The organism is Candidatus Kinetoplastibacterium oncopeltii TCC290E (assembly GCF_000340865.1).
Lineage (GTDB): Bacteria > Pseudomonadota > Gammaproteobacteria > Burkholderiales > Burkholderiaceae_B > Kinetoplastidibacterium > Kinetoplastidibacterium stringomonadis.
Map to the genome: position 1 here is coordinate 18,554 of NC_020299.1, position 21,983 is coordinate 40,536.

At 32.5% G+C, this 21,983-nt stretch carries 23 protein-coding genes; 4 read left to right on the top strand and 19 right to left on the bottom strand.

The features are described 5' to 3' along the window. Positions 1–65: 65 nt before the first annotated feature. From CONE_RS00085 to CONE_RS00170, 18 genes are all read right to left on the bottom strand, one after another. Positions 66–410 (bottom strand): histidine triad nucleotide-binding protein, encoded by a 345-nt coding sequence (locus tag CONE_RS00085; RefSeq protein WP_015396735.1) that lies wholly within the window; start codon positions 408–410, stop codon positions 66–68. After that, a complete protein-coding gene (locus CONE_RS00090) occupies positions 403–771 on the bottom strand; it encodes a phosphoribosyl-ATP diphosphatase (RefSeq protein ID WP_015396736.1) in 369 nt (122 codons plus the stop codon). Before CONE_RS00090 ends, CONE_RS00085 begins: the two co-directional genes overlap by 8 nt. A gap of 2 nt (positions 772–773) precedes the next feature. Next, a complete protein-coding gene (gene hisI / locus CONE_RS00095) occupies positions 774–1,196 on the bottom strand; it encodes a phosphoribosyl-AMP cyclohydrolase (RefSeq protein WP_015396737.1) in 423 nt (140 codons plus the stop codon). A gap of 9 nt (positions 1,197–1,205) precedes the next feature. Then, positions 1,206–1,985, bottom strand: a complete 780-nt coding sequence (gene hisF, locus CONE_RS00100) for an imidazole glycerol phosphate synthase subunit HisF (RefSeq protein WP_015396738.1) — start codon at positions 1,983–1,985, stop codon at positions 1,206–1,208. A gap of 1 nt (position 1,986) precedes the next feature. Then, positions 1,987–2,733 carry a 1-(5-phosphoribosyl)-5-[(5-phosphoribosylamino)methylideneamino]imidazole-4-carboxamide isomerase gene (gene hisA, locus CONE_RS00105; RefSeq protein ID WP_015396739.1) on the bottom strand — a complete coding sequence of 249 codons (747 nt, stop codon included), beginning with the start codon at positions 2,731–2,733 and terminating at the stop codon, positions 1,987–1,989. A gap of 53 nt (positions 2,734–2,786) precedes the next feature. Further along, positions 2,787–3,449 carry an imidazole glycerol phosphate synthase subunit HisH gene (hisH, locus tag CONE_RS00110; protein ID WP_015396740.1) on the bottom strand — a complete coding sequence of 221 codons (663 nt, stop codon included), beginning with the start codon at positions 3,447–3,449 and terminating at the stop codon, positions 2,787–2,789. Positions 3,450–3,477: 28 nt separating this feature from the next. Then, the gene (gene hisB / locus CONE_RS00115; protein WP_015396741.1) at positions 3,478–4,065 is read right to left on the bottom strand and encodes an imidazoleglycerol-phosphate dehydratase HisB; all 588 of its coding nucleotides are present in this window, start codon (positions 4,063–4,065) and stop codon (positions 3,478–3,480) included. Positions 4,066–4,070: 5 nt separating this feature from the next. Then, positions 4,071–5,174, bottom strand: coding sequence for a histidinol-phosphate transaminase (hisC, locus tag CONE_RS00120; protein WP_015396742.1), 1,104 nt, complete (start codon positions 5,172–5,174; stop codon positions 4,071–4,073). Next, entirely contained in the window at positions 5,161–6,480 is a 1,320-nt protein-coding gene (hisD, locus tag CONE_RS00125) for a histidinol dehydrogenase (protein WP_015396743.1), read from the bottom strand. Before hisD ends, hisC begins: the two co-directional genes overlap by 14 nt. A gap of 41 nt (positions 6,481–6,521) precedes the next feature. Continuing rightward, positions 6,522–7,196 (bottom strand): ATP phosphoribosyltransferase, encoded by a 675-nt coding sequence (hisG, locus tag CONE_RS00130; RefSeq protein WP_015396744.1) that lies wholly within the window; start codon positions 7,194–7,196, stop codon positions 6,522–6,524. After that, on the bottom strand, positions 7,193–8,473 hold the full coding sequence (gene murA / locus CONE_RS00135; protein ID WP_015396745.1) for a UDP-N-acetylglucosamine 1-carboxyvinyltransferase: 1,281 nt from the start codon (positions 8,471–8,473) through the stop codon (positions 7,193–7,195). Before murA ends, hisG begins: the two co-directional genes overlap by 4 nt. 84 nt (positions 8,474–8,557) lie before the next feature. Then, entirely contained in the window at positions 8,558–9,334 is a 777-nt protein-coding gene (locus CONE_RS00140; RefSeq protein WP_407636598.1) for an ABC transporter permease, read from the bottom strand. A 43-nt stretch (positions 9,335–9,377) separates the two neighbouring features. Continuing rightward, positions 9,378–10,145, bottom strand: a complete 768-nt coding sequence (locus CONE_RS00145) for an ABC transporter ATP-binding protein (RefSeq protein ID WP_015396747.1) — start codon at positions 10,143–10,145, stop codon at positions 9,378–9,380. 32 nt (positions 10,146–10,177) lie between these two features. Further along, positions 10,178–10,813, bottom strand: a complete 636-nt coding sequence (locus CONE_RS00150; protein ID WP_015396748.1) for an MlaC/ttg2D family ABC transporter substrate-binding protein — start codon at positions 10,811–10,813, stop codon at positions 10,178–10,180. Between the two features lie 31 nt (positions 10,814–10,844). After that, on the bottom strand, positions 10,845–11,573 hold the full coding sequence (locus CONE_RS00155; protein WP_015396749.1) for an MlaA family lipoprotein: 729 nt from the start codon (positions 11,571–11,573) through the stop codon (positions 10,845–10,847). Positions 11,574–11,602: 29 nt separating this feature from the next. Further along, the gene (gene mlaD / locus CONE_RS00160) at positions 11,603–12,103 is read right to left on the bottom strand and encodes an outer membrane lipid asymmetry maintenance protein MlaD (protein ID WP_015396750.1); all 501 of its coding nucleotides are present in this window, start codon (positions 12,101–12,103) and stop codon (positions 11,603–11,605) included. Between the two features lie 10 nt (positions 12,104–12,113). Beyond that, a complete protein-coding gene (gene mlaE, locus CONE_RS00165) occupies positions 12,114–12,893 on the bottom strand; it encodes a lipid asymmetry maintenance ABC transporter permease subunit MlaE (protein ID WP_041862221.1) in 780 nt (259 codons plus the stop codon). After that, complete coding sequence (locus CONE_RS00170) at positions 12,890–13,711, bottom strand: ABC transporter ATP-binding protein (protein WP_015396752.1); 822 nt, start codon at positions 13,709–13,711, stop codon at positions 12,890–12,892. Before CONE_RS00170 ends, mlaE begins: the two co-directional genes overlap by 4 nt. Before the next feature lie 276 nt (positions 13,712–13,987). Here CONE_RS00170 and rpoH point away from each other — a divergent pair, with 276 nt between their 5' ends. Next, a complete protein-coding gene (gene rpoH / locus CONE_RS00175; RefSeq protein ID WP_015396753.1) occupies positions 13,988–14,875 on the top strand; it encodes an RNA polymerase sigma factor RpoH in 888 nt (295 codons plus the stop codon). Positions 14,876–14,936: 61 nt separating this feature from the next. Continuing rightward, on the top strand, positions 14,937–17,453 hold the full coding sequence (locus CONE_RS00180) for a cation:proton antiporter (protein WP_015396754.1): 2,517 nt from the start codon (positions 14,937–14,939) through the stop codon (positions 17,451–17,453). Here CONE_RS00180 and CONE_RS00185 read toward each other — a convergent pair. Continuing rightward, the gene (locus CONE_RS00185) at positions 17,440–18,153 is read right to left on the bottom strand and encodes an NUDIX domain-containing protein (protein ID WP_235043364.1); all 714 of its coding nucleotides are present in this window, start codon (positions 18,151–18,153) and stop codon (positions 17,440–17,442) included. The two genes, CONE_RS00180 and CONE_RS00185, sit on opposite strands and share 14 nt — an antisense overlap. Positions 18,154–18,422: 269 nt before the next feature. Here CONE_RS00185 and glmU point away from each other — a divergent pair, with 269 nt between their 5' ends. After that, complete coding sequence (gene glmU, locus CONE_RS00190; RefSeq protein WP_041862222.1) at positions 18,423–19,790, top strand: bifunctional UDP-N-acetylglucosamine diphosphorylase/glucosamine-1-phosphate N-acetyltransferase GlmU; 1,368 nt, start codon at positions 18,423–18,425, stop codon at positions 19,788–19,790. A 363-nt stretch (positions 19,791–20,153) separates the two neighbouring features. Further along, complete coding sequence (glmS, locus tag CONE_RS00195) at positions 20,154–21,983, top strand: glutamine--fructose-6-phosphate transaminase (isomerizing) (protein ID WP_015396756.1); 1,830 nt, start codon at positions 20,154–20,156, stop codon at positions 21,981–21,983.

Below are 21,983 nucleotides of genomic sequence, written 5' to 3' on the forward strand. Positions count from 1 at the left end.
TAGGCAAAGCATTCATGTATCAATTTTTAATTACATGTTATTATGTTTTTATTGCCAGTGAACTATTATAACATTTTCCTATGCAAATCTCTGCCTCCAAGTATATGAAAATGTAAATGGGGAACTTCTTGTCCAGAATTAATTCCAGCATTGCTAACTATCCTAAAACCGTCTTTGCATCCATTATCTATAGCTAATTTTGGTATAATTGATATCATTCTACCCAACCATTCAGAGTCATTATTAGATATATTTTGCAACGATTCTATATGTGTTCTTGTCACTAGCAATAAGTGAAGTTTGGCAATAGGATTTTTATCGCAAAAAACTATGAATTCTTTATCCTCAAAAACTATTTTTGCTGGCAAATCTTTTTTTATAATTTTGCAAAAAATACAATCATCATTCATTAGGATCCTTTTTATCAAGACGTCTAGCTTTTTCTTCTATGCCAGATAATCCTTCTCTTCTTGCAAGTTCTTCTAAAACATCTTCTGGTCTAAGGTTATAATATGTTAGCAATACAATACAATGAAACCAGAGATCAGCTGTTTCATTTATAATAAATTTAGATTGTCCGTCTTTAGCAGCCATAACCAATTCTGTGGCTTCTTCACCTATTTTCTTAAGAAAAGAATCTGGTCCGGTTGTAAATAATTTTGCCACGTAAGAGTTATTACTAGATTTATTGCTTTCATTAGGTTTTCTAGTTTCTAGCGTATCAGCTAGTCTTGATAACACTTCTTGTTCTGTATTTGTTAGAATATTCATGTTTATTTATATATATATTTAGGGTCTTTTAATATTGGACAAGTCTCTTCCCAGGTTAATTCATTGATATCATCTTCTGATTTAGAATATTCTAGACTAAAAAAGAAACAACTTCTTCTTCCTGTATGGCAAGATATTCCTCCTGTTTGCTCTACTTTAATCAATATTGCATCCTTATCACAATCTGTACTTATATCATGAACAATTTGTACATGTCCTGATTCTTCACCTTTACGCCATAGACGATTACGAGATCTAGACCAGTAGACCGCTTTTTTTGTTCTTACTGTTTCATATAAAGCATTATCGTTCATCCACGCCAACATAAGAATAGAGTTTGTTTTATAATCTTGCGCGATTACTGGCAATAGACCATTTTCATCAAATTTAAGATTTTTTATCCAAGATATTGAGTCACTTAACATGAAATATTTCTACCTAACAGAGATGCCCAGATTAGCCATAAAGTGTTTACACTCATTTATAGTATAAAGTCCGAAATGAAAAATACTTGCTGCAAGAACAGCACTTGCATGGCCTTCTGTTATACCGTCAGCTAAATGCTTTAGGCTTCCAACACCACCAGATGCTATAACTGGGATTGGTAAAGCATCAGATATAGTTCTTGTAAGTTCTAAATCAAATCCAGTTTTTGTTCCATCTTTATCCATACTTGTTAACAAAATCTCGCCAGCACCGTATTGAGACATCATTTTTGCCCATTCTACAGCATCTATACCAGTAGACTGTCTGCCTCCTTTTATTAGAACTTCCCATTTAGGAGAGGAATCGCCATATTTAGAAATACGGCGAGCGTCTATAGCTACTACTATACATTGTGATCCATAGTACTCAGATGCTTCTTTAACAAGTTGGGGATTTTCAACAGCTGAGCTATTTATACTAACTTTATCAGCACCAGCATTCAGTAATTTTTTTATATCAGCTATTTTCCTAACACCACCACCTACTGTTAGAGGAATGAATACATTGGAAGCAACTTTCTCTATTATTGGTAAAATTAGATCACGTTTTTCACTAGTTGCAGTAATATCAAGAAATGTTATTTCATCAGCACCTTGTTCATCGTAACGTTTTGCTATTTCTACTGGATCTCCTGCATCAGTTAAATTAACAAAATTCACTCCTTTTACTACACGTCCATTAGTGACATCTAGACATGGTATAATTCTTTTTGTTAGAAAATTTAGCATTTTATTTTAATTTTGTTAGTTCGTCGGCTAGTTGTTGAGCTGATTTAAAGTCTAAAGATCCTTCATATATACTTCTTCCTAAGATAGCACCAGCTATACCTTCTTCAGCAACTTGACATAATTTCTCGATATCTTTAATAGTCGCTATGCCACCTGATGCGTATACAGGAATTTTTATATTTTTAGCAAGGTCGACAGTAGCCTCTATATTCACCCCAGATAACATACCATCTCTACTTATGTCGGTATATATGATCGAATCACATCCATAGTTCTCAAATTTTTTTGCTAAATCTATTAAATTATGTTTAGTAAGTTTGCTCCACCCATCAGTAGCAAGTTTACCATCTTTAGCGTCTAATCCTGCTATTATATGCCCAGGAAAAGCCACACAAGCATCATTTAGAAAACCTGGGTTTTTTACTGCTGCTGTTCCTATAATCACGTAAGATATTCCTGAATCTAAGTAATACTCAATAGTATTTAAATCACGAATACCACCTCCTATTTGTACAGGAATTTCATCATTGATAGTGTCTAGTATAGACTTTATTGGTATACTATTTTTAGGCTTTCCGGCGACTGCCCCATTAAGATCCACTAAGTGAATACGACGAGCTCCATTTTCTAGCCATCTTTTAGCTACTATAGATGGATCTTCTGAAAATACCGTAACATCATCCAAATTTCCTTGGCGTAGTCTAACACATTGTCCGTCTTTAAGATCGATAGCGGGAATCAGTAACATATATATATACTATGAATTAAGTTGATCAAAAAAATATTATTTTAAATTTAATATTAAATTTTCCAGTTTGCAAAGTTGCGATAGAGAATTAACCCGTATTTTGAACTTTTTTCTGGATGAAACTGTACTGCAAATATATTATCAGAAGCTATGGCACAAGTGAAAGACAAACCATAATTTGTTTCTCCTACTATGATATTTTCATCTTCTGGGCAAACATAGTAACTATGAACAAAGTAAAAATGAACATCTTGAGGTATATCTTTCCACAAAAAATGATCTTGTTTTTGATGAACCTTATTCCATCCCATATGTGGAACTTTCAGTAGTTTGGCATTGCACTTTCCTTGCAAATTATCAGAATTGAAAAAATGTTCACCACTAAATTGTTTTACAGATCCTTTTAATAATCCGAGACATTTAATATTTCCATTTTCCAAACTATAATCAAACAGCATTTGTTCACCTACGCAAATACCTAATAGAGGTTTTTCTGAAATAGAGTTTTTAATTAAGTCTATTAAATCTAGCTTTTCGAGATTTTTCATGGAGTCTAGCATTGCTCCTTGACCTGGAAGAACTAATTTATCAGCTTTTTTTATCTCTGCAACTGAACTACAAATTTTAATTTTAGCTTCTGGAGCTGCGTATTGCATGGCTCTAGCTACGGAATGAAGATTTCCCATTCCAAAATCAATAATAGCAATATTAGACACTTTGAGTTTCTTATTAAGTTTATATAATTTATAATACGCCTTTAGTAGATGGCATAATTCCAGACATTCGTGCATCTTTGGTTATTGCTTTCCGCAATGCTATTCCAAATGCTTTAAATATGGACTCACATTGATGATGTGAGTTGCTACCACGTATATTATCAACATGTAATGTTATTAATGCATGGTTAACTAATCCTTGAAAAAATTCTCTTATTAAATCTACATCGAATTTACCAATATGTGACCTAGTAAATAAAACATTATATTCAAGATGTGGCCTGCCGGAGCAATCTATAATTACTCTAGATAGTGATTCATCAAGAGGCACAAACGATTCACCATATCTAGATATGCCAACCTTATCGCCCAATGCCTTTTTAATCGCCATTCCCAAAGTTATCCCAATATCTTCAACTGAGTGATGATCATCTATATGTAAATCTCCATTAGATTTTATTCTTATATCAATTAATCCATGACGAGATATTTGGTCTATCATATGATCTAAGAATGGTATTCCAGTATCTATGGATTTATCGCCAGATCCGTCAATATTAATTGATAAATTAATCTGTGTTTCATTTGTATTGCGTGTAATTTGAGCTGTACGCATAATAGTTATTTTTTAGAAATAATTTTCGAAATAGTTTTGATTAGTAGATCATTTTCAGAATTAGTCCCAATAGATAACCTCAGACAATTGCTTAGTAAAGCATGAGAATCAGACAGATCTTTTACTAATATGTTACTTAATTTCAATTCGTTAAAAACATTTGTTGCAGATATGCTCTTATCAAATTTAACTAAAACAAAATTGCCATAAGAATCGTACACTTTAACATTATTTAGTTTTTTTAATGATTCTGATAATTTTATTCTATTTAATAGAATTTGATTAGAATGTTCATCTAAAATATGTTTATTATCCAGTATGCTAAGAATGACCGATTCTGTTAGAACGTTTATATTGTACGGAGGTCGTATTTTGTTTATCTGATTTATCCATTTCGGATGACCTGCTAGATAACCGAATCTTATACCAGCTAGACCAATTTTCGAAACAGTTCTTAAGATTAAAACATTGCTTAGTTCATGTAAGCGATTCATCCATGATTTTTTGTTAAAAGCATAATAAGCCTCATCTATTATTACTAATCCAGGAGCTATATTTATTATTGATAGTACATCATTGTCATTCCATAATCCTCCAGTTGGATTATTTGGCATGGCTAAAAATATAATTTTTGGCGAATGTTGTTTTATAGATTTTAGCATATTGCTTGTATCTAATTGAAGATCATCAGTAAGATTAACCTTAATAAATTTTGCATGATTGAATTGTGATGCCATTTCAAAAAATACAAAAGAAGGTGATGGTGATAAAACTGTATCCCCTGGTTTACAGCAACTTTGAATTATTAAGTGTATAAGCTCATCAGATCCGTTTCCAAATAATAAATCAGATTCATCGGGTATATTAAACTTATTTTTTATAGTTCTTATTAATTGAGATTTATCAGTATTTGGGTATCTATTTAGTTTGACTTTTCTTAAATTAGTAATAATATGCTCAAGAATATCCTCTGGTAAATCATATGGTGATTCCATGGCATCCAGTTTTATATAATTTGCTGATTTACTCACAGGGTAAGCAGTCATGCTTTGTATATCTTCTCTAACTGTAACTTTAATAATATCTAAGAGCTTTTTATCTTCTATCATGATTTTTTCCATCTATGCGATATTGAGCACTGGCTGCATGAGCTTGCAATCCCTCGCTATTTGCTAGAATTGATGCTGTTTTTCCTAGATTTATAGATCCCTTCTCTGAGATATTGATAAGGCTAGAACGTTTTTGAAAATCATATAATCCTAGTGGGGATGAGAATCTTGCTGTACGAGATGTTGGTAGTACATGATTAGGTCCGGCACAATAGTCGCCTAATGATTCTGAGCTAAAACGTCCTATAAATATTGCTCCTGCATGTCTAATTAATGGTACTAGTTCATTCGCATTTTCTGTAGATATTTCTAGATGTTCTGGAGCAATCATGTTAGCTATATCACAAGCCTCTGACAAATCTTTTACTTTAATAAGTGCACCCCTATTAGATAAACTTTTCTTCAAGATATCAAATCTAGGCATTTTTGGAAGTAGTTTATTAATTTGATTTTCAACTTCATCTATAAAATCTAAATCTGGACATAGCATTATTGATTGAGCCAGTTCATCATGTTCTGCTTGTGAAAATAAATCCATAGCAATCCATTCTGCTGGTGTTTTTCCGTCGCATATAATCAATATTTCGCTAGGGCCAGCTATCATATCTATACCAACAGTTCCAAAAACTTTACGTTTTGCATATGCGACGTAAGAATTACCTGGTCCTACTATTTTATCTACTCTAGGCACAGTTTCTGTGCCATATGCTAAGGCGCCTATAGCTTGTGCACCACCTATAGCAAATAATCGATCTACACTGCCCAATGAAGCAGCAGCTAGAACCATATTATTAATATGACCATCTGGAGTAGGAGATACCATTATTAATTCCGGAACACCAGCTATTTTAGCAGGTATTGCATTCATGAGAACAGACGATGGATATGAGGCCTTACCCCCTGGTACGTACAGACCGACTTTGTCTATAGGGGTTATTTTTTGACCAAGTATATTATTATCTGAATCTTTATAGCTCCAAGTAGATACTATTTGTTTTTCATGATATTCTTTAATCCTGCTAACTGAAATTTCTAATGCTTTGCGTTGTTCTTTGGGAATATTATTAAGGGCTTTGATCCATTTCTCTTTTGGAATTTCTAATTCATCTGGATAAATAACTTCAAGTCTGTCAAATTTTCTAGTGTAATTCAATAAAGCTTTGTCACCATCATTCTTTATATCTTTTAGTATTGAATGTACAGTTTTTTCAATTGATTCATCTTCGCTAGATTCGAACTCTAGTATAGAAGATAGAGAAGAACTGAAATTTTTATCCAGGGAATCAAGACGTTTGATCGTATTCATATTATTGATACTTTTTAGTTTAGCAAGAAATTAGGGATAATTTATTCATACGAATTAGTAGCGCGAGAAAATGCATTTAAAAGTGGCTGCAAAAATTCCCTACGATTTTTTAATGATGCTTGATTGACTATTAGCCTAGAAGATATAGGCATTATATCTTCTACTGCAATTAAGCCATTAGCTTTGAGTGTATCTCCAGTCGAAACAACGTCAACAATAGCATCAGCAAGCCCAACAATAGGAGCCAATTCCATTGACCCATACAATTTTATTAAATCAATATATACACCTTTCGATGCAAAATGTTCTCTTGTAGATTGAATGTACTTTGTAGCCACACGTAACCTAGATCCTTGCTTAACAGCATCTTTATAATTAAAATCTTGTCTTACAGCAACTGCTAAGCGGCATCTAGCTATATTTAGGTCTATTGGTTGATATAATCCACCCGGTTGTTGTGCAGAGTGTTCTATAAGCACATCTTTGCCAGCAATTCCTAAATCTGCAGCACCATACTGAACGTAAGTAGGAACATCTGACGCCCTTAGTATAAGTATTCTTAGATTAGTATCACTAGTTTGTATTATTAGCTTACGAGATTTCTCAGGGCTTTCACTTACTTTTATACCTGCTTCTGCCAACAGAGGCATAGTGTCTTCAAAGATTCTTCCTTTGGACAAAGCCAATGTAATGCTTTTGTTTATAGTTTCTTTCATTCTTCATTCCTATTGATAGCTCGTTTAATATTAGCTCCTAGCTTTTGAAGTTTCAATTCCATATTCTCATAACCACGATCCAGATGATAAATTTGTTCTATGGTTGTTTTCCCTTGGGCAACCAATCCAGCTATAACTAAACTTGCTGATGCTCTTAAGTCTGTAGCTTTTACAGTTGCTCCAGAAAGAAAATCAACTCCACGAACTGTAGCAAAATTACCATTGATTGTTATATCAGCTCCTAATCTATTGAGTTCTTGTACATGAAGATATCTGTTTTCAAATATATTTTCAACTATCATCGAAGTGCCATGCGAAATACTATTGAGAGCCATGAATTGTGCTTGCATATCAGTTGCTAAGCCAGGATATTCACGTGTTACGATATCTACAGACTTAGGTCTTTTACTGATGCTGCATATCAAATTTCCATCATCTTGTTTTACTGTAACTCCAGATAGTCTTATCTTATCTATAGTAGCTAACATATCATTAGGATTAATACCTTTTATTTTTATGTTACCACCTGTTGCAGCTAGAGCACATAAAAAAGTTCCAGCTTCAATTCTATCAGGTATTATTTTATGTTTTGCTCCATATAACCTATCAACTCCGTGTATAATTACTCTATTTGTGCCGTGTCCTTTTATGTTAGCACCCATCTTTATGAGCATATTAGACAAATCTACTACTTCTGGTTCACAAGCAGCATTCTCTATAATTGTTTCACCTTCAGCAAGAGTAGCCGCCATTATGATATTTTCAGTTCCAGTTACTGTTACTACATCTGGACGAACCAAAGTTCCTTTAAGTTTTCTTGACTTAGCTATAACAAAGCCATGCTCTATACGTATATCAGCCCCTAATGCAGATAAACATTTTATGTGCTGATCTACTGGTCTCTGTCCTATAGCACATCCCCCTGGCATACTAACAATAGCTTCTCCAAACCTAGTTAAAAGTGGACCAAGAACCAAAATAGATGCCCTCATTGCCTTAACGAGCTCGTATGGAGCTTTTAAGTTTTCTATTTTATTTGACATAATAGATACTTCATTCTTAGTATGTCTTTTGGTTGTTGAGCCAAGATGGCTCAATAAATTAATAGTTGTATCGACATCATGAAGATCAGGTACATTGCTCAGCGAAATTGTTTCTGATGTTAGTAATCCCGCACATAAAATTGGTAATGCAGCATTTTTAGCACCAGAGATGATCACATCTCCTTCAAGCTCTGAGCCCCCGATGATTTGTAATTCTTCTTCCATTGAAACCATGATAAATCTTTTTATGTTGTTATTTCTTAGCCCTAATATCGAAAAATTGGCTATTTATAGTATTAATGTACTATATCTTTATTATTATGACCTTAATTTATAGCCGGTAGACATAAGGCGTAAAGCAAAAATAGATAAAAATATAAGTACAGATATTAATATTGCGAAGCTTATATAAGGAGAAGTGTCAGATTTTTCAAAAAAGCCATAGCGAAATCCATCTATCATATAAAACATAGGGTTACAATATGATATTTTTTGCCAAAATTCTGGTAATGTATGTACGGAGTAGAACACTCCTGACAGAAAAGTAGAAGGTACTATTAAGAAGTTTTGAAACATAGCTAACTGATCATATTTTTCAGAATATATACCAGCAATCATCCCAAGAACGCTCATTATACTACATGTTAGTAAAGCAAATATAATTATCCATATGTAATTTACAGCACCGATAGGATGAATGGCAATAGAAAAAAGCCATACGAAAATTCCAACAGCTAGTCCTCTTACTACCGCAGCGAGTACGTATGCAAAAAATATTTCTACATGAGACATTGGTGAAAGTAACATGAAAATTATACTACCAGTAACTCTACTTTGGATTAATGACGAGGATGTATTAGAAAAAGAATTTTGCATCATGCTCATAGCTATTAGTCCTGGGATTATGAAGCTAGTATAAGGCACATTATTGAAAGCTACTCGATCTTGTAATATTTGATTAAACACTAACAAATATAAAAGCGAAGTGGTAACCGGTGCTGCTACAGTTTGAAAGAAGACTTTATAAAAACGTAGTATCTCTTTCTTCAATAAAGTGATAAAACCGATCATATTTTTTTTTGGTTCTATTGTCATATCTTTGCTTTTATGGTTTTTAAATTTAAATTCCATGACTATCTTATATTTCCTTATTGATAGATGATAATTCATTGCAATCAATAATCTTTACAAAAGCTTCTTCAAGATTCTTTCCTCCAAATCTTGATATTATATTTTTTGTTTCATCTAACGCTATTAGATTTCCTGATTTCAGAATAGCAATACGATTACACATATCCTCAGCTTCTTCAATATAATGTGTAGTTAATAGAATAGTATGTCCTTCCTTATTTAGACGTGACATAAATTTCCATAATGTGTGACGTAGTTCTATGTCTACACCAGCTGTTGGCTCATCTAATATTATTATTGGAGGACGATGTACAAGTGCTTGTGCTATTAATACTCTTCTCTTCATTCCTCCAGATAGAGATCTCATATCATGATCTCCTTTGTCAGTAAGAGATAAATTATCAAGTAACTCTTCTATCCATAATTCGTTTGATTTTATCCCAAAATATCCTGATTGTATAAATAGTGTCTCTCTTACAGTAAAAAATGGATCATATACTAATTCCTGTGGGACAGTACCTACTAGATTTCTTGCCTTTCGATAATCTCTTACAACATCATGACCGTATATATTAACTTTACCAGAGGTAGGAAAAGAAAGTCCGGATAATATAGAAATAAGACTAGTTTTGCCAGCGCCATTTTGCCCAAGGAGTCCGAAAAATTCCCCAGGTTTGATTTGTAGGTTAATATTATCCAAAGCCTGAGTTTTTTTGCTAGATTTACCTTTAGGCGTATAAGCCTTACATAATTGTTCTATAGATATTGAAAACATATATTTTTTTAAATAGATAAACAGGATTGTTGTTATTTATGAATTTTATTTAATTTTTCTATGAGGGCATTTATACCATTACTATGAATTTCATTGTTAAATTGATTGCGATAACTCTCTATCAACCACATTCCTTCAATACTTACATCATAAATCTTCCAGGTATTTCCATGTTTTGTTAGCCTGTAGTTGATCTGTATCTGCTTTCCATTACTTTGTTGTATTAGTGATTTTATTATAGCGTCATTAGATTTTGCTTCTCCACGATATGGAAACACTTTTATTTTTGTATTTTTTGATATTAAACTAAAGGCGCTCCTATATGTTTTGATTAGTGTATTACGGAATGCTTTTATCAAGGCTTTTTTTTGTTCTTCAGAAGCTGTTTTCCAGTTTTTACCAGCTGTTAGCTTAGTAGTTTTAAAAAAATCAACGTGAGGAAGTATATAGTTATCGACCACCACGTTAATACTTTCCAAATCATTTATGCCTGATTCTATTGTTTTTTGTATCTCTATTAAAGCAAGATTTGTAACATTAGTTATAAAATTATCTGGGTTGTTGACATTATTATTTTGGGAATATGATTTATTAGGTAGCAATATTATTGAAATAAAATATAAAAAAAATATTATTTTTTTTATATTTTTATCTGATGAAAGAAACATGCTGTATTTTTCCTTTTAGCAAATATTTTGTTCAATTCTCATAATCAGGTACATCTGTATCATCTGCATATTTGTTAATCATGGTTCTTTTTCCCATATATGAGTCTCTTATTAATGTATAAGGGTCAATTGCAATATTATTTAACAAATCTGTTGCGTATAGAAGATTTGCCCTAGAATCTAAGGCAAGTAAAGAAGCAAAGCTGATTTTACATGATGTACCACATGGTAGTATGTTTATTGGATTTGATAATAAATCAAAAAAAACTCCTGCGCTATCACGTAAATTACTAGGACCAATTAATGGCAGCACAATATAAGGTCCAGTTTTTACTCCCCAAACTGCTAAGGTTGTTCCAAAGTCATTTTGTATTTTTTCTAATCCGTTTTTAGAAGCAACATCAAAACATCCGCATATACCCATAGTTGTATTAAACATAAACCTTCCCAATGTATTAATAGCATCATGGCAGTTACCCTGAAGTATACTATTAAAAGCTGAGTTTATATTATTTGTGTTATCCAATGCATTATGCATACAATCTCTTATAGCTTCCGGAATGATTAAGTTGTAGTAGCTAACTATTGGAATAAAGACAAAATTATCAACATTCTGGTTGATTTTAAAAAAAAACCTATTTATCTTCTCTGAAGATTCATATTTAAATTCATTTTTCTGATTAAATGTGACTGTACTGCAAGCTGATAATAGAAGAGAAAATGATAGTACAATAAGGGCAGAGATATTTCTTTTATTCATTGAGTTTTTTGTTATGAAAATGATATTTACTAATAAGCAAACTGCTCAGAATCATTTGCAGATAATCCAATTATGTTCTTTTCATTAGAACTATATAAGAATTTGCTCATCAATTGTTCGATAGATATAAAACCCTGAGTATATACTATGCATCCTAAATGTTTAATATTTTCTTCTTCATTGCCTGGATTAATATCTATATATTGTTCACCAAGTAAACCAGATGTTAATATAGAGGCAGAAGTATCTACAGGTAATAGATATTTCTTGTTTATATTCATAGTAACATTGGCAAGAAAAGATTTTGTGTCTAGTGATATATTTTTTACTCTACCTATGGTGACACCAGAACTTTTTACCTGCGAATTTATTCTAAGAGAGCCAATATTGTCAAAATTAGCTTTAACTATATAGGTCGATGTAAAAGTCTTATTTCTTAAATTATTTGTTTGTAGAACAAGAAAAAATAGCGATGCTATTCCGACAACAACAAACAAACCAACCAAAAATTCAGTTTTAGAGTTCATCATAATTAAAAAGTTAGTTTACGAATAATATAGAGGTCATAAAAAAATCTAGTAGAAACACAAGTAGGGATCCTATTACAACTGTCCTGGTTATAGCTTTTGAGATTCCATCAGGAGTAGGTTTACATTGCCATCCTTCATTTAATGAAATTGCAACTGTAGACAGACCAAAAATTAAACTCTTAAATATAGTTCCATATATAATATCAGAGTATATATCAAATCCGCATTGAATCTGTGACCAGAAAAGACCAGAATCTATACCTACAACCATGACTCCTACAAACCAACTTCCTATAATACCAGCCGTTGAAAATATTACGGCTAATACTGGCATAGATAATATTCCTGCCCAAAAACGTGGAATTAACAGTCTCTCTATTGGATCAATTGCCATTATCTCCATTGCTAATATTTGCTCACCAGATTTCATTAATCCTATCTCTGCTGTCATTGATGTGCCTGCCCTTCCAGCAAAAAGAAGTGCTGTAACTACAGGTCCTAGTTCTCTTGTTAATGATACAGTTACCATCAAACCAAGAGTATCTTCAGCTCTAAATTTACTAAGCATCAAATAACCTTGAAGTCCTAATACAAATCCCACAAACAATCCAGAAATTGAGATTATTAAAACAGAGTTATTACCTATCAGATAAATCTGATCTATGATCAAATTTGTCTTTTTTTTTGTAAAATTACTTCTGATGACTATTTTACACAATAAACAGCATAATTTTCCTGTATTTAAGGTAAATGCATGAGCACGATTTATAATTTTGTTTAATTGAATCATGTTTGTTGCCTTAGTTTTAATAGCCATTCTTTGAAATCATCAGTTTCAGGATAATCAAACGGCACCGGTCCTTTAGTAGATCCGTTTACAAATTGTTTAACAAAAGGATCTTCCGACCTAGATAACGATTCTGGTGATTCTGATGCTATTATAGAGCCATTTCCAATTATATTTATTTTATCTGCTATCCTAAAAGACTCTTGCATTTCGTGTGTAATTAATATAGAAGCACATTGTAGAGTGTTAGACAATTCTTTTATAAGTTTTGCTATTACTCCCATTGAAATTGGATCCAATCCAGAAAATGGTTCATCATATAACATAATCCAAGGGTCCAATGCAATTGCCCTTGCTAAAGCAACTCTTTTGGTCATTCCACCTGATAAATTTGTTACTGGCATATGAGCCGCTGCTCTTAAACCAACTGAGTTCAGTTTTTCTAAAACTATATTTATTATTTCTTCAGTAGATTTTTTTGTAAGTTCTACTAAAGGGAATGCTACATTATCGAATACGTTTAGATCAGTAAATAGCGCTCCATGTTGAAGCAATACACCCATTTTTTTTCTTAGATTTTTAAGATCTTTTTCTGGCAATGAACTTATATCTTGGTCAAATATTTTTATATTTCCACTAATAATTGGTATCTGATTTGTTATTGACTTAAATAAAGTAGTTTTCCCTGATCCAGAGCTACCCATTATTGCAATAATTTCTTTTTTGCGTATATCCATAGATATGTTGTTCAATATTATAGATTTTCCATACCCAACTGTTAAGTCTTGTATGGATAATATAATCTCATTATCTTTTTTCATAAAAATCTTAATGATTGTTTAATTAACGAGGTTGGCACTATCATGCATAATTAACAATATATAATTAATGTTTTGAGCTAATAATAGCAGATTGGAATTAATGTTTATTAATTTTTGCAAATTTTATATAAATAATGTATCCTGACCAGCTATATCTGATTGGTATCTAGCCTTGATTTAAAACATATGGGTTTTGTAAAAAACCTGCTAAAATCTGCAATGGTACACTACATTTACAGTATTAGGTAATTTTATAGTTAGTCTAGAGGTGTAATTATGACTGAATCTAACGGTAGTTTTTTAACACATTCTTCTAGCACCTCATTAGCTTTAGATTCTTTCAGTCTCAGCGGTATTGGAACTATAGAAGCCTATATTGCCAATGCTAATAGAATGCCTGTTCTTACAGCTGATCGCGAAGTGGAATTGGCTCGCTGTTTGAGAGATACGGGTGATTTGAGGGCTGCTAAAGAATTGGTGCTCTCTCATTTACGTTTGGTAATATCTGTTGCCAGGCAATATCTAGGCTATGGTCTGCCACATGCTGACTTGATACAGGAAGGAAATATTGGATTAATGAAGGCTATAAGGCGTTTTGACCCGGAAAGAGGAGTACGTCTTATGTCATTTGCAGTCCACTGGATAAAAGCAGAGATACACGAATTTGTTATAAGAAATTGGCGCCTAGTGAAGATTGCAACTACAAAAGCTCAACGTAAAATATTTTTTAATTTGCGTAGCATGCGATCTAACGGTAACTATCTAGACTCAGCCCAGATAGATAGGATAGCAACTAGTCTAAACGTTCGTAGCGAGGATATAAGGGAGATGGAAACTCGTCTCTCTGGATGTGATATTCCAATAGACTCTAAAGAAGATGGAGATGATAGTTACCATCCCTCTGAATATTTATTTGAGTCTAAGGATGAGCCAGATAATATTTTACATAAGAGAAATTATGATCTTATGCAATCGGTTGGCTTAAAAAAAGCGTTAGAAATTTTGGATGGTCGTTCGCGCAAAATAGTAGAATCGCGCTGGTTGCAAGACGAAAATAATCATACTTTACAAGAATTAGCAGACGAGTTTGGAATTTCAGCTGAAAGAGTTCGTCAAATAGAATCAGCTGCTATGAAAAAAATGAAAAGCTTCTTGTTGAAATGATGCTCATTTTATTTAATTTCTAATTTAGTAAAATTTTATTTATAGTTAGGAAGCTTAGTTCATGAATGTTGGTTTTATAGTTTTTGGATTGACAGGTTTATTAACATTAGTATGTTTTCTGTCTCCTTTGTCTGTGCGTATTAAGCTTCCATATTCTGTTATCTTAGCGATTGTTGGATGCATTTTAGGCATATTAGTTTATGGTCCGCATAGTTGGGCCCCATTTGTTGTGGCTGATTTTCTAGATTCCCTAGGATCTCTAGAAATTTCTTCTGAAACTTTTCTGATGGTTTTTCTACCTGTCTTATTATTTGAGACTGCACTATCAATGAATGTAAGAAGATTATTAGATGATATTGGCCCAATATTAATGATGGCAATTGTTGCTGTTATCGTTTGTACTATAGTAGTAGGATTTACTATTAATGCTATATCCTCTTATGGTTTAGTAGCATGTCTTTTACTAGGATCTATTGTAGCTACAACAGATCCTGTAGCCGTAGTTGGTATTTTTAGAGAAGTTGGAGCACCAAAGCGTCTAACAACATTAGTAGAAGGTGAAAGTTTATTCAATGATGCAGCATCTATAGCTTTATACACAGTATTATTAGCAGTATTATCTGGTAGTGGCGAGCTGTGTATAAGAAATATAGTAAATGATTTTGTCATTCTATTTATTGGTGGTGGATTTGCTGGTTACGTTATGGGTAAAGCAGCTTGCTTCTTGTTTACTTGGCTAAGAGGTTTTCATGCAGCTGAGATTACACTTACACTGACATTAGCATATTTATCTTTTTTTATTTCTGAGCACTATCTTAATGTTTCTGGTGTTGTTGCTACAGTTATATCTGGATTAGTAGTTGGATCTACTGGCCGTACAAGAATGTCTCCGACAACTTCTGAGTATTTATCGAAGTTTTGGGAACAATTTGGTTTTTGGGCTAATTCTTTAATTTTTCTTTTCTCTGCCATGTTAATACCTCGTTTTATGGGTACTTTGAACTTGCAGACTTGTATATTGATACTTATAGTTTTTGCTATTACACTTGTTGCTAGGGCAGTAGTAATATTTGGCTTGCTTCCTATACTGAGAATCACAAGATTAGGCACTACAGTTAATCTTCCTTACAAGTTAGTGATGTTATGGGGGGGGCTGAGAGGTGCTGTTTCTCTAGCTCTAGCTCTTGCAGTTACAGAAAATAATTCTGTTCCAGAAGAATTAAGACATTTTATTGCAATTGCTACTACCGGATTTGTTCTTATGACGCTATTTATTAATGGAGTCACTTTAAGGCCCTTAATAAGGGTTTTAAAGCTAAATGAACTATCTCTAATTGATACTACTATCAGAAATCAAGTTCTAGGAGTTACATTAAAAGAGCTGCAGGTTCACATAGAAGATATTGCTAGGACGGAGCACATAGGTCAAGATTCTTTAGAGCGCATACAAGCTGTCTTTAAGTCTAGTTTATCAAGATTACACGATGTTCCTGTTTCCCAAATGAGCAAATCAGAACGTGTATCGGCCGGTTTAGCAATTTTAGCTCAAAGAGAAGAAGAGATGCTTTTTGACATATTAAAAGCAAAAATTGTAGATGAGAGAGTTGCTGAATCACTATTATCACGTGCTGAGTATTTGGAAGATGCAATTAGAATAGGTGGTTTAAATGGTTTTGAGTATGCCGTCGAAAATGATTTGCGTTATTCCAAAATGATTAGAGTAGCTTTATGGTTTCATAATATATTCGGTTATAACGAATGGCTTTCTGAGAAGTTAGGTTATCGCTTTGCTAATCTTATGAGTAAACGATCAATAGAACAAAAATTGATATTGTTTGCAAGTGAAAAAGTTTCTCCAATTTTAGGAAGTGAAGCGACCGATGTTATAATAAAAGCACATAAGCGTCGACTTGGTCTTATAGAAAATGCTTTACAAGCTATGAATTTACAATATCCATTGTATGCTACTTGGCTACAAGAAATTTATCTTGGAAGAGCTGCTAGGGAATTGGAGAGTATAAGATATAGTGACATGTTGAGTAAATTCTTAATCAGCGGAGAGGTTTACGATGATTTGATGGAGAAATCACATTCTCGTTGGCATTATATAGATAGACATCCACCTCTTGACATTGAGTTAAGTGCTGCTGAGCTAATAAAAAAAGTGCCGTTATTTCATGATCTTAGCCTTAATTCTCTTAAATCTATATGTAGGCTATTAAAACCTAGATTAGCTCTACCAGATCAAATAGTGATAACAAAAGGGAAACAAGGTAGAGAAATGTACTTTGTTGCTTCTGGAGCTGTAGTTATGCATTTGCCTGATGATACTGTTGTTGAGTTAGGCAGTGGCGAGTTTTTTGGAGAATTAGATTTATTTGGCAAAGATCCATTAGTACTAAAGGTTACTTCCCTTGGGTATAGCAAGTTACTTTTGCTAAATTCTAAAGATCTTAGTGTTTTATTAGAAAAAGATTCAGAGCTCAGATATCGTATAGAGAGTGTGGTTAATCAGAGAAGAATAGCGATAGATACCTGGAGGCAGAGATCCAATTATAACAATATTAGTTCAGATTAGTATTTAAATAATTCTTTATCGTTATAAATTTTATAATATCCGATAATATTATTATGGATGATTCTATTGTAAAATTATCGGATAATAGCTTAGGGGTTATTTCTTCTATCATTATTTTTTGAAAAAAATCTACTTCTCCATCATTATTTATTGGATAAAAGTCTTTTTTTAAAATAACAGCTCTGCTTATAAGTTCTTCTACTTGATAACCTTCGTCAGTGATTTTTTTTATATCGAAAATTTTACAAAGATTTCCTTTTACCATAATGTCATTTTCAATTAAATTTGCTTCTTCATAGCATTCTCTGGATAGAGCCTGTTCTAGATTTTCTCCTTTACTAACTAATCCTCCAACTATTGTTTCTAGTTTTCCTGGATTTATAGCTTTTTTAGAAGATCTTTTTGAAATCCATAATTCCTTATTATTTAACCAAGAATTCATATGGACTGATCTGGTCTTGAAACCTAGCAAGCGAGCAGCAGAACGTTCTATATATCCTAATTTTTCATAATTTGGGCCTATGATATCTAAAAGTTCTTTGTTCCATTTTTTGATATCATATTTAGATTTTAATATTTGAGTTATATTCATTAACACTTCTTCCAGATCATTCTTATTTATCATGTCATGACCAATTTGAAATTTATTATTTTTAATAAAACCTAATCCGTGTTGTTGCAATATTTCACATGTTTCCATGCGTTAAATTCCTGATTCTTTTTTGTTAATAGTAACAATTAGGAAGTTAGTCTCGTTTTCATGGTTTAATGGAGCACATAGCTCACAAAAAATATCTCTTAACTTATTAATTTCGTTGATAGATCTGTTGTTCATATTTATAATTTAACATAGATTTATTATTGTATTCGTGGTAAGTATTTTGCTTATTTATCGTTTACTTTGTTATTTAAATTGCCTGTAATTTTTAGGTATCATTTCATACTCCATCAACCATCTAAATGATTTTTATGCTAAATATTATTATACTCGCCGCTGGATCTGGAAAGCGGATGCAATCAAAAATTCCTAAAGTTTTACATACATTTGCAGGTCGTCCTATGTTGGAGTATGTAATAGAAAGTGCGAAAAATCTTAATCCTGATTCTATAACAGTTGTTTTAGGTCATGAAGCTGATCTTGTTAAATCATGCATAAAAAATAATGATTTAAATTTTGTGTTGCAGGAATCTCAATTAGGAACGGCTCATGCCGTTATGTGTGCTATCCCTATGATCTCTTCCTTCGATAATGATGATAGTAATACACTTATTTTATATGGTGATGTTCCATTAGTTAATGTTAGAACATTAAGATCATTATTAGACTCTTGTCATGCTGGTATCTCTATACTGACTAGTATATCTGATAATCCTTATGGCTACGGTCGAATCATTCGTAATGAATTTGGTGATATTGTTCAGATAGTGGAGCATAAAGAGGCTAATTGTGAACAGCTAGCCATAACCGAGGTTAACGTTGGTATTGTCGCAATTCAGACAGAGAAACTAAAAAAGTGGATAGGCATTATATTTAATAATAACGAACAGAGAGAGTATTACCTCACAGATTTAGTAAAAATTGCTGTTGATGATGGAGTAATAGTCGGATCTGTTTCTCCAAATGATTCTTGGGAAGTTCTGGGGATTAATGATCATATTCAGCAAGCAAATATTGAAAGAATATATCAATATGAACAAGCTAAAAATTATATGTCTAAAGGATTAACCTTATCTGATCCTCGTCGTTTTGATGTTCGCGGTTCTTTAAAATTTGGTCGAGATGTTTTTATAGACGTTGGCTGTATTTTTGAAGGAGTAGTTGAATTGGGAAATGATGTTCATATAGGGCCATATTGTGTTTTGCGAGATGTAACCATAGAGAAAAATACTCGAATAGAAGCCTATAGTCATATAAGTAATAGCATTATGGAGAGTAATGTTGCAATAGGTCCGTTTGCTAAGTTATGTAAAGGTTCCTATATAAAAAGTAACTCTAAGATAGGCAATTTTGTAGAAATAAAAAATACAAATTTTGGAAATAACAGTAAAGCTAGTCATCTTTCTTATATCGGAGATTCTAATATTGGTTCAAATGTTAATATAGGAGCAGGAGTTGTTACTTGTAATTATGATGGAGTAAATAAATTTCGCACAATTATAGAAGATAATGCTTTTATAGGATCTGGATCTCAATTAATAGCTCCTATCAAAGTAGGAGAAAGTGCAACTATTGGAGCAGGAACAACATTGACTGATGATGCTCCAGCAGATCAGTTAACATTAGCCAGAGTTAGACAGAAAACTGTAGTTAATTGGAAGAGACCAAAGAAGAATTGACAACTTAATTGATTTGTAATGTACATATAAATATATTTTATATGTGTTGTAGTAATTATTTTAGCTCTCATATTGACTATATATTTATATGTTTCAAGAAAAACTGAAGTGCTTTATTATTATAATAATCAAAAATATAATTGTTTGTTAATTTCACTGTTGTCTTGATGATTGTACTTATTTAAGTAAAGACATCGCTTTGCAATTAATTTTAAAATCTTTTAATTTTTTAAATATGAAAATAATATTATTTTCATATTTATTGCTGTTTTATATTTATTAATAGTATCCTTATCTATAGATCTGAATATGATATATTTCATTATATGGTTTTTTATATATTGATTATCTGGAGTAATCATTATGTGTGGCATTATAAGCGCTGTTTCTTGTAAAGATGTAACTGCTATGTTGATTGACGGTTTATCACGTTTAGAATATAGAGGCTATGATTCTTGTGGTATTGCAATTTACGGTAAAAAGAACCTGAGAAGGGTTCGTAGCATGAAAAGAGTTTCTGATTTAAGTAAACAGATAATAGAGAACAGTCTATATGGTTGTATTGGTTTAGCTCATACAAGATGGGCAACACATGGGATGCCATCTACGCATAATGCTCATCCTCATTTTTCTAATCTTGATTCTGGAAAACCAAGGATTGCTTTAGTTCATAACGGTATAATTGAAAATTATGATGAACTAAGAGTAAAACTACAAAAATCTGGATATGCCTTCGAAAGTCAGACAGATACAGAAGTTTTAGTCCATCTTATAAATTATAATTATGATGGTGATATTTTTAGAACTGTTCAAAAAGTTACTAAACTATTAACTGGGACATATGCCATAGCTGTTTTTTGTACAGATGAGCCATATAGAATAATAGGATCTTGCAAGGGGGCTCCTTTAGTATTAGGTATAGGTGATAATGAAAATTTTCTAGCTTCTGATGTTCTAGCAATATCAGGTAAAGCTAATGAGGTAATATACTTAGATGATGGGGATATAGTTGATATACAATGCAATAATTTTCTAATTTTAGATTCTTATAATGTTCCAGTAAATAGAAAAAAATATCCAAAAAGCAGCTTTATGGGTGTTGTAGAATTAGGAGCTTATCGCCATTATATGCAAAAAGAAATATTTGAGCAGCCTAGGGCTGTTGCAGATACTTTACAAGAAGTGAATGCATTATCAGAAGATATTTTTGGTATCGAGTCTATAGAAATATTTCGAGATATAGATTCTGTTCTAATAATTGCCTGTGGTACTAGCTACTATGCAGGTATGACTGCAAAATATTGGATAGAATCTATTGCTAAAATCAGAGTTTCTGTTGAGATTGCCAGTGAGTATCGCTACAGGGATAGTGTTGTGAATCCAAAGTCTCTGGTATTAGTAATATCTCAATCCGGTGAAACATCTGATACTTTATCAGCACTCAAACATTCCATTTCCTTAGGTATGAATTATAATATGGCCATATGCAATTCTCCAACCAGTGCCATAGTTAGAGAGTGCAAGCTCTGTTACATAACTAGAGCAGGTATAGAAATTGGAGTTGCATCAACAAAAGCCTTTACGACACAGTTATCAGTATTGTTCTTGTTATCTATCACTCTTGCAAAAAATCGTTCCATTTTGAGTAAAGATAACGAAATAACCTTTTTGAAAGCTTTGCGTCATTTGCCAGCGGCTTTATCTTCTGTTTTAGATCTGGAGCCTTTAGTAATCAGTTGGGCTAATCATTTTGCTAATAAGGAAAACGCTTTATTCCTTGGTCGAGGAATGCACTATCCAATAGCACTTGAAGGTGCTTTAAAAATGAAGGAAATTAGTTATATACATGCAGAAGCATATCCAGCTGGAGAATTAAAACATGGTCCACTAGCTTTGGTTACTGATAATATGCCTGTTGTAGTGGTTGCACCAAAGGATATATTGCTAGAAAAGTTAAAATCCAATATGCAAGAAGTCCAGGCAAGGGGTGGAAAGTTATATGTTTTCGCCGATGCTGATAGTAAGATTAACGATGATAGCATACACCTAATAAGAATGCCTGAAAATTATGGTATGCTATCACCGATTTTACATACTATTCCATTACAATTGTTGGCCTATCATACTGCATGCATACGTGGAACAGATGTTGATAAACCAAGAAATTTAGCGAAAAGTGTAACAGTGGAGTAA

Excerpts from the sequence above, each read along its gene's own strand:
- CONE_RS00085 (WP_015396735.1), bottom strand. The coding sequence starts at position 410 with ATGAATGATGATTGTATTTTTTGCAAAATTATAAAAAAAGATTTGCCA.
- CONE_RS00090 (WP_015396736.1), bottom strand. The coding sequence starts at position 771 with ATGAATATTCTAACAAATACAGAACAAGAAGTGTTATCAAGACTAGCT.
- hisI (WP_015396737.1), bottom strand. The coding sequence starts at position 1,196 with ATGTTAAGTGACTCAATATCTTGGATAAAAAATCTTAAATTTGATGAA.
- hisF (WP_015396738.1), bottom strand. The coding sequence starts at position 1,985 with ATGCTAAATTTTCTAACAAAAAGAATTATACCATGTCTAGATGTCACT.
- hisA (WP_015396739.1), bottom strand. The coding sequence starts at position 2,733 with ATGTTACTGATTCCCGCTATCGATCTTAAAGACGGACAATGTGTTAGA.
- hisB (WP_015396741.1), bottom strand. The coding sequence starts at position 4,065 with ATGCGTACAGCTCAAATTACACGCAATACAAATGAAACACAGATTAAT.
- hisC (WP_015396742.1), bottom strand. The coding sequence starts at position 5,174 with ATGATAGAAGATAAAAAGCTCTTAGATATTATTAAAGTTACAGTTAGA.
- hisD (WP_015396743.1), bottom strand. The coding sequence starts at position 6,480 with ATGAATACGATCAAACGTCTTGATTCCCTGGATAAAAATTTCAGTTCT.
- hisG (WP_015396744.1), bottom strand. The coding sequence starts at position 7,196 with ATGAAAGAAACTATAAACAAAAGCATTACATTGGCTTTGTCCAAAGGA.
- murA (WP_015396745.1), bottom strand. The coding sequence starts at position 8,473 with ATGGTTTCAATGGAAGAAGAATTACAAATCATCGGGGGCTCAGAGCTT.
- CONE_RS00140 (WP_407636598.1), bottom strand. The coding sequence starts at position 9,334 with ATGACAATAGAACCAAAAAAAAATATGATCGGTTTTATCACTTTATTG.
- CONE_RS00145 (WP_015396747.1), bottom strand. The coding sequence starts at position 10,145 with ATGTTTTCAATATCTATAGAACAATTATGTAAGGCTTATACGCCTAAA.
- CONE_RS00150 (WP_015396748.1), bottom strand. The coding sequence starts at position 10,813 with ATGTTTCTTTCATCAGATAAAAATATAAAAAAAATAATATTTTTTTTA.
- CONE_RS00155 (WP_015396749.1), bottom strand. The coding sequence starts at position 11,573 with ATGAATAAAAGAAATATCTCTGCCCTTATTGTACTATCATTTTCTCTT.
- mlaD (WP_015396750.1), bottom strand. The coding sequence starts at position 12,103 with ATGATGAACTCTAAAACTGAATTTTTGGTTGGTTTGTTTGTTGTTGTC.
- mlaE (WP_041862221.1), bottom strand. The coding sequence starts at position 12,893 with ATGATTCAATTAAACAAAATTATAAATCGTGCTCATGCATTTACCTTA.
- CONE_RS00170 (WP_015396752.1), bottom strand. The coding sequence starts at position 13,711 with ATGAAAAAAGATAATGAGATTATATTATCCATACAAGACTTAACAGTT.
- rpoH (WP_015396753.1), top strand. The coding sequence starts at position 13,988 with ATGACTGAATCTAACGGTAGTTTTTTAACACATTCTTCTAGCACCTCA.
- CONE_RS00180 (WP_015396754.1), top strand. The coding sequence starts at position 14,937 with ATGAATGTTGGTTTTATAGTTTTTGGATTGACAGGTTTATTAACATTA.
- CONE_RS00185 (WP_235043364.1), bottom strand. The coding sequence starts at position 18,153 with ATGGAAACATGTGAAATATTGCAACAACACGGATTAGGTTTTATTAAA.
- glmU (WP_041862222.1), top strand. The coding sequence starts at position 18,423 with ATGCTAAATATTATTATACTCGCCGCTGGATCTGGAAAGCGGATGCAA.
- glmS (WP_015396756.1), top strand. The coding sequence starts at position 20,154 with ATGTGTGGCATTATAAGCGCTGTTTCTTGTAAAGATGTAACTGCTATG.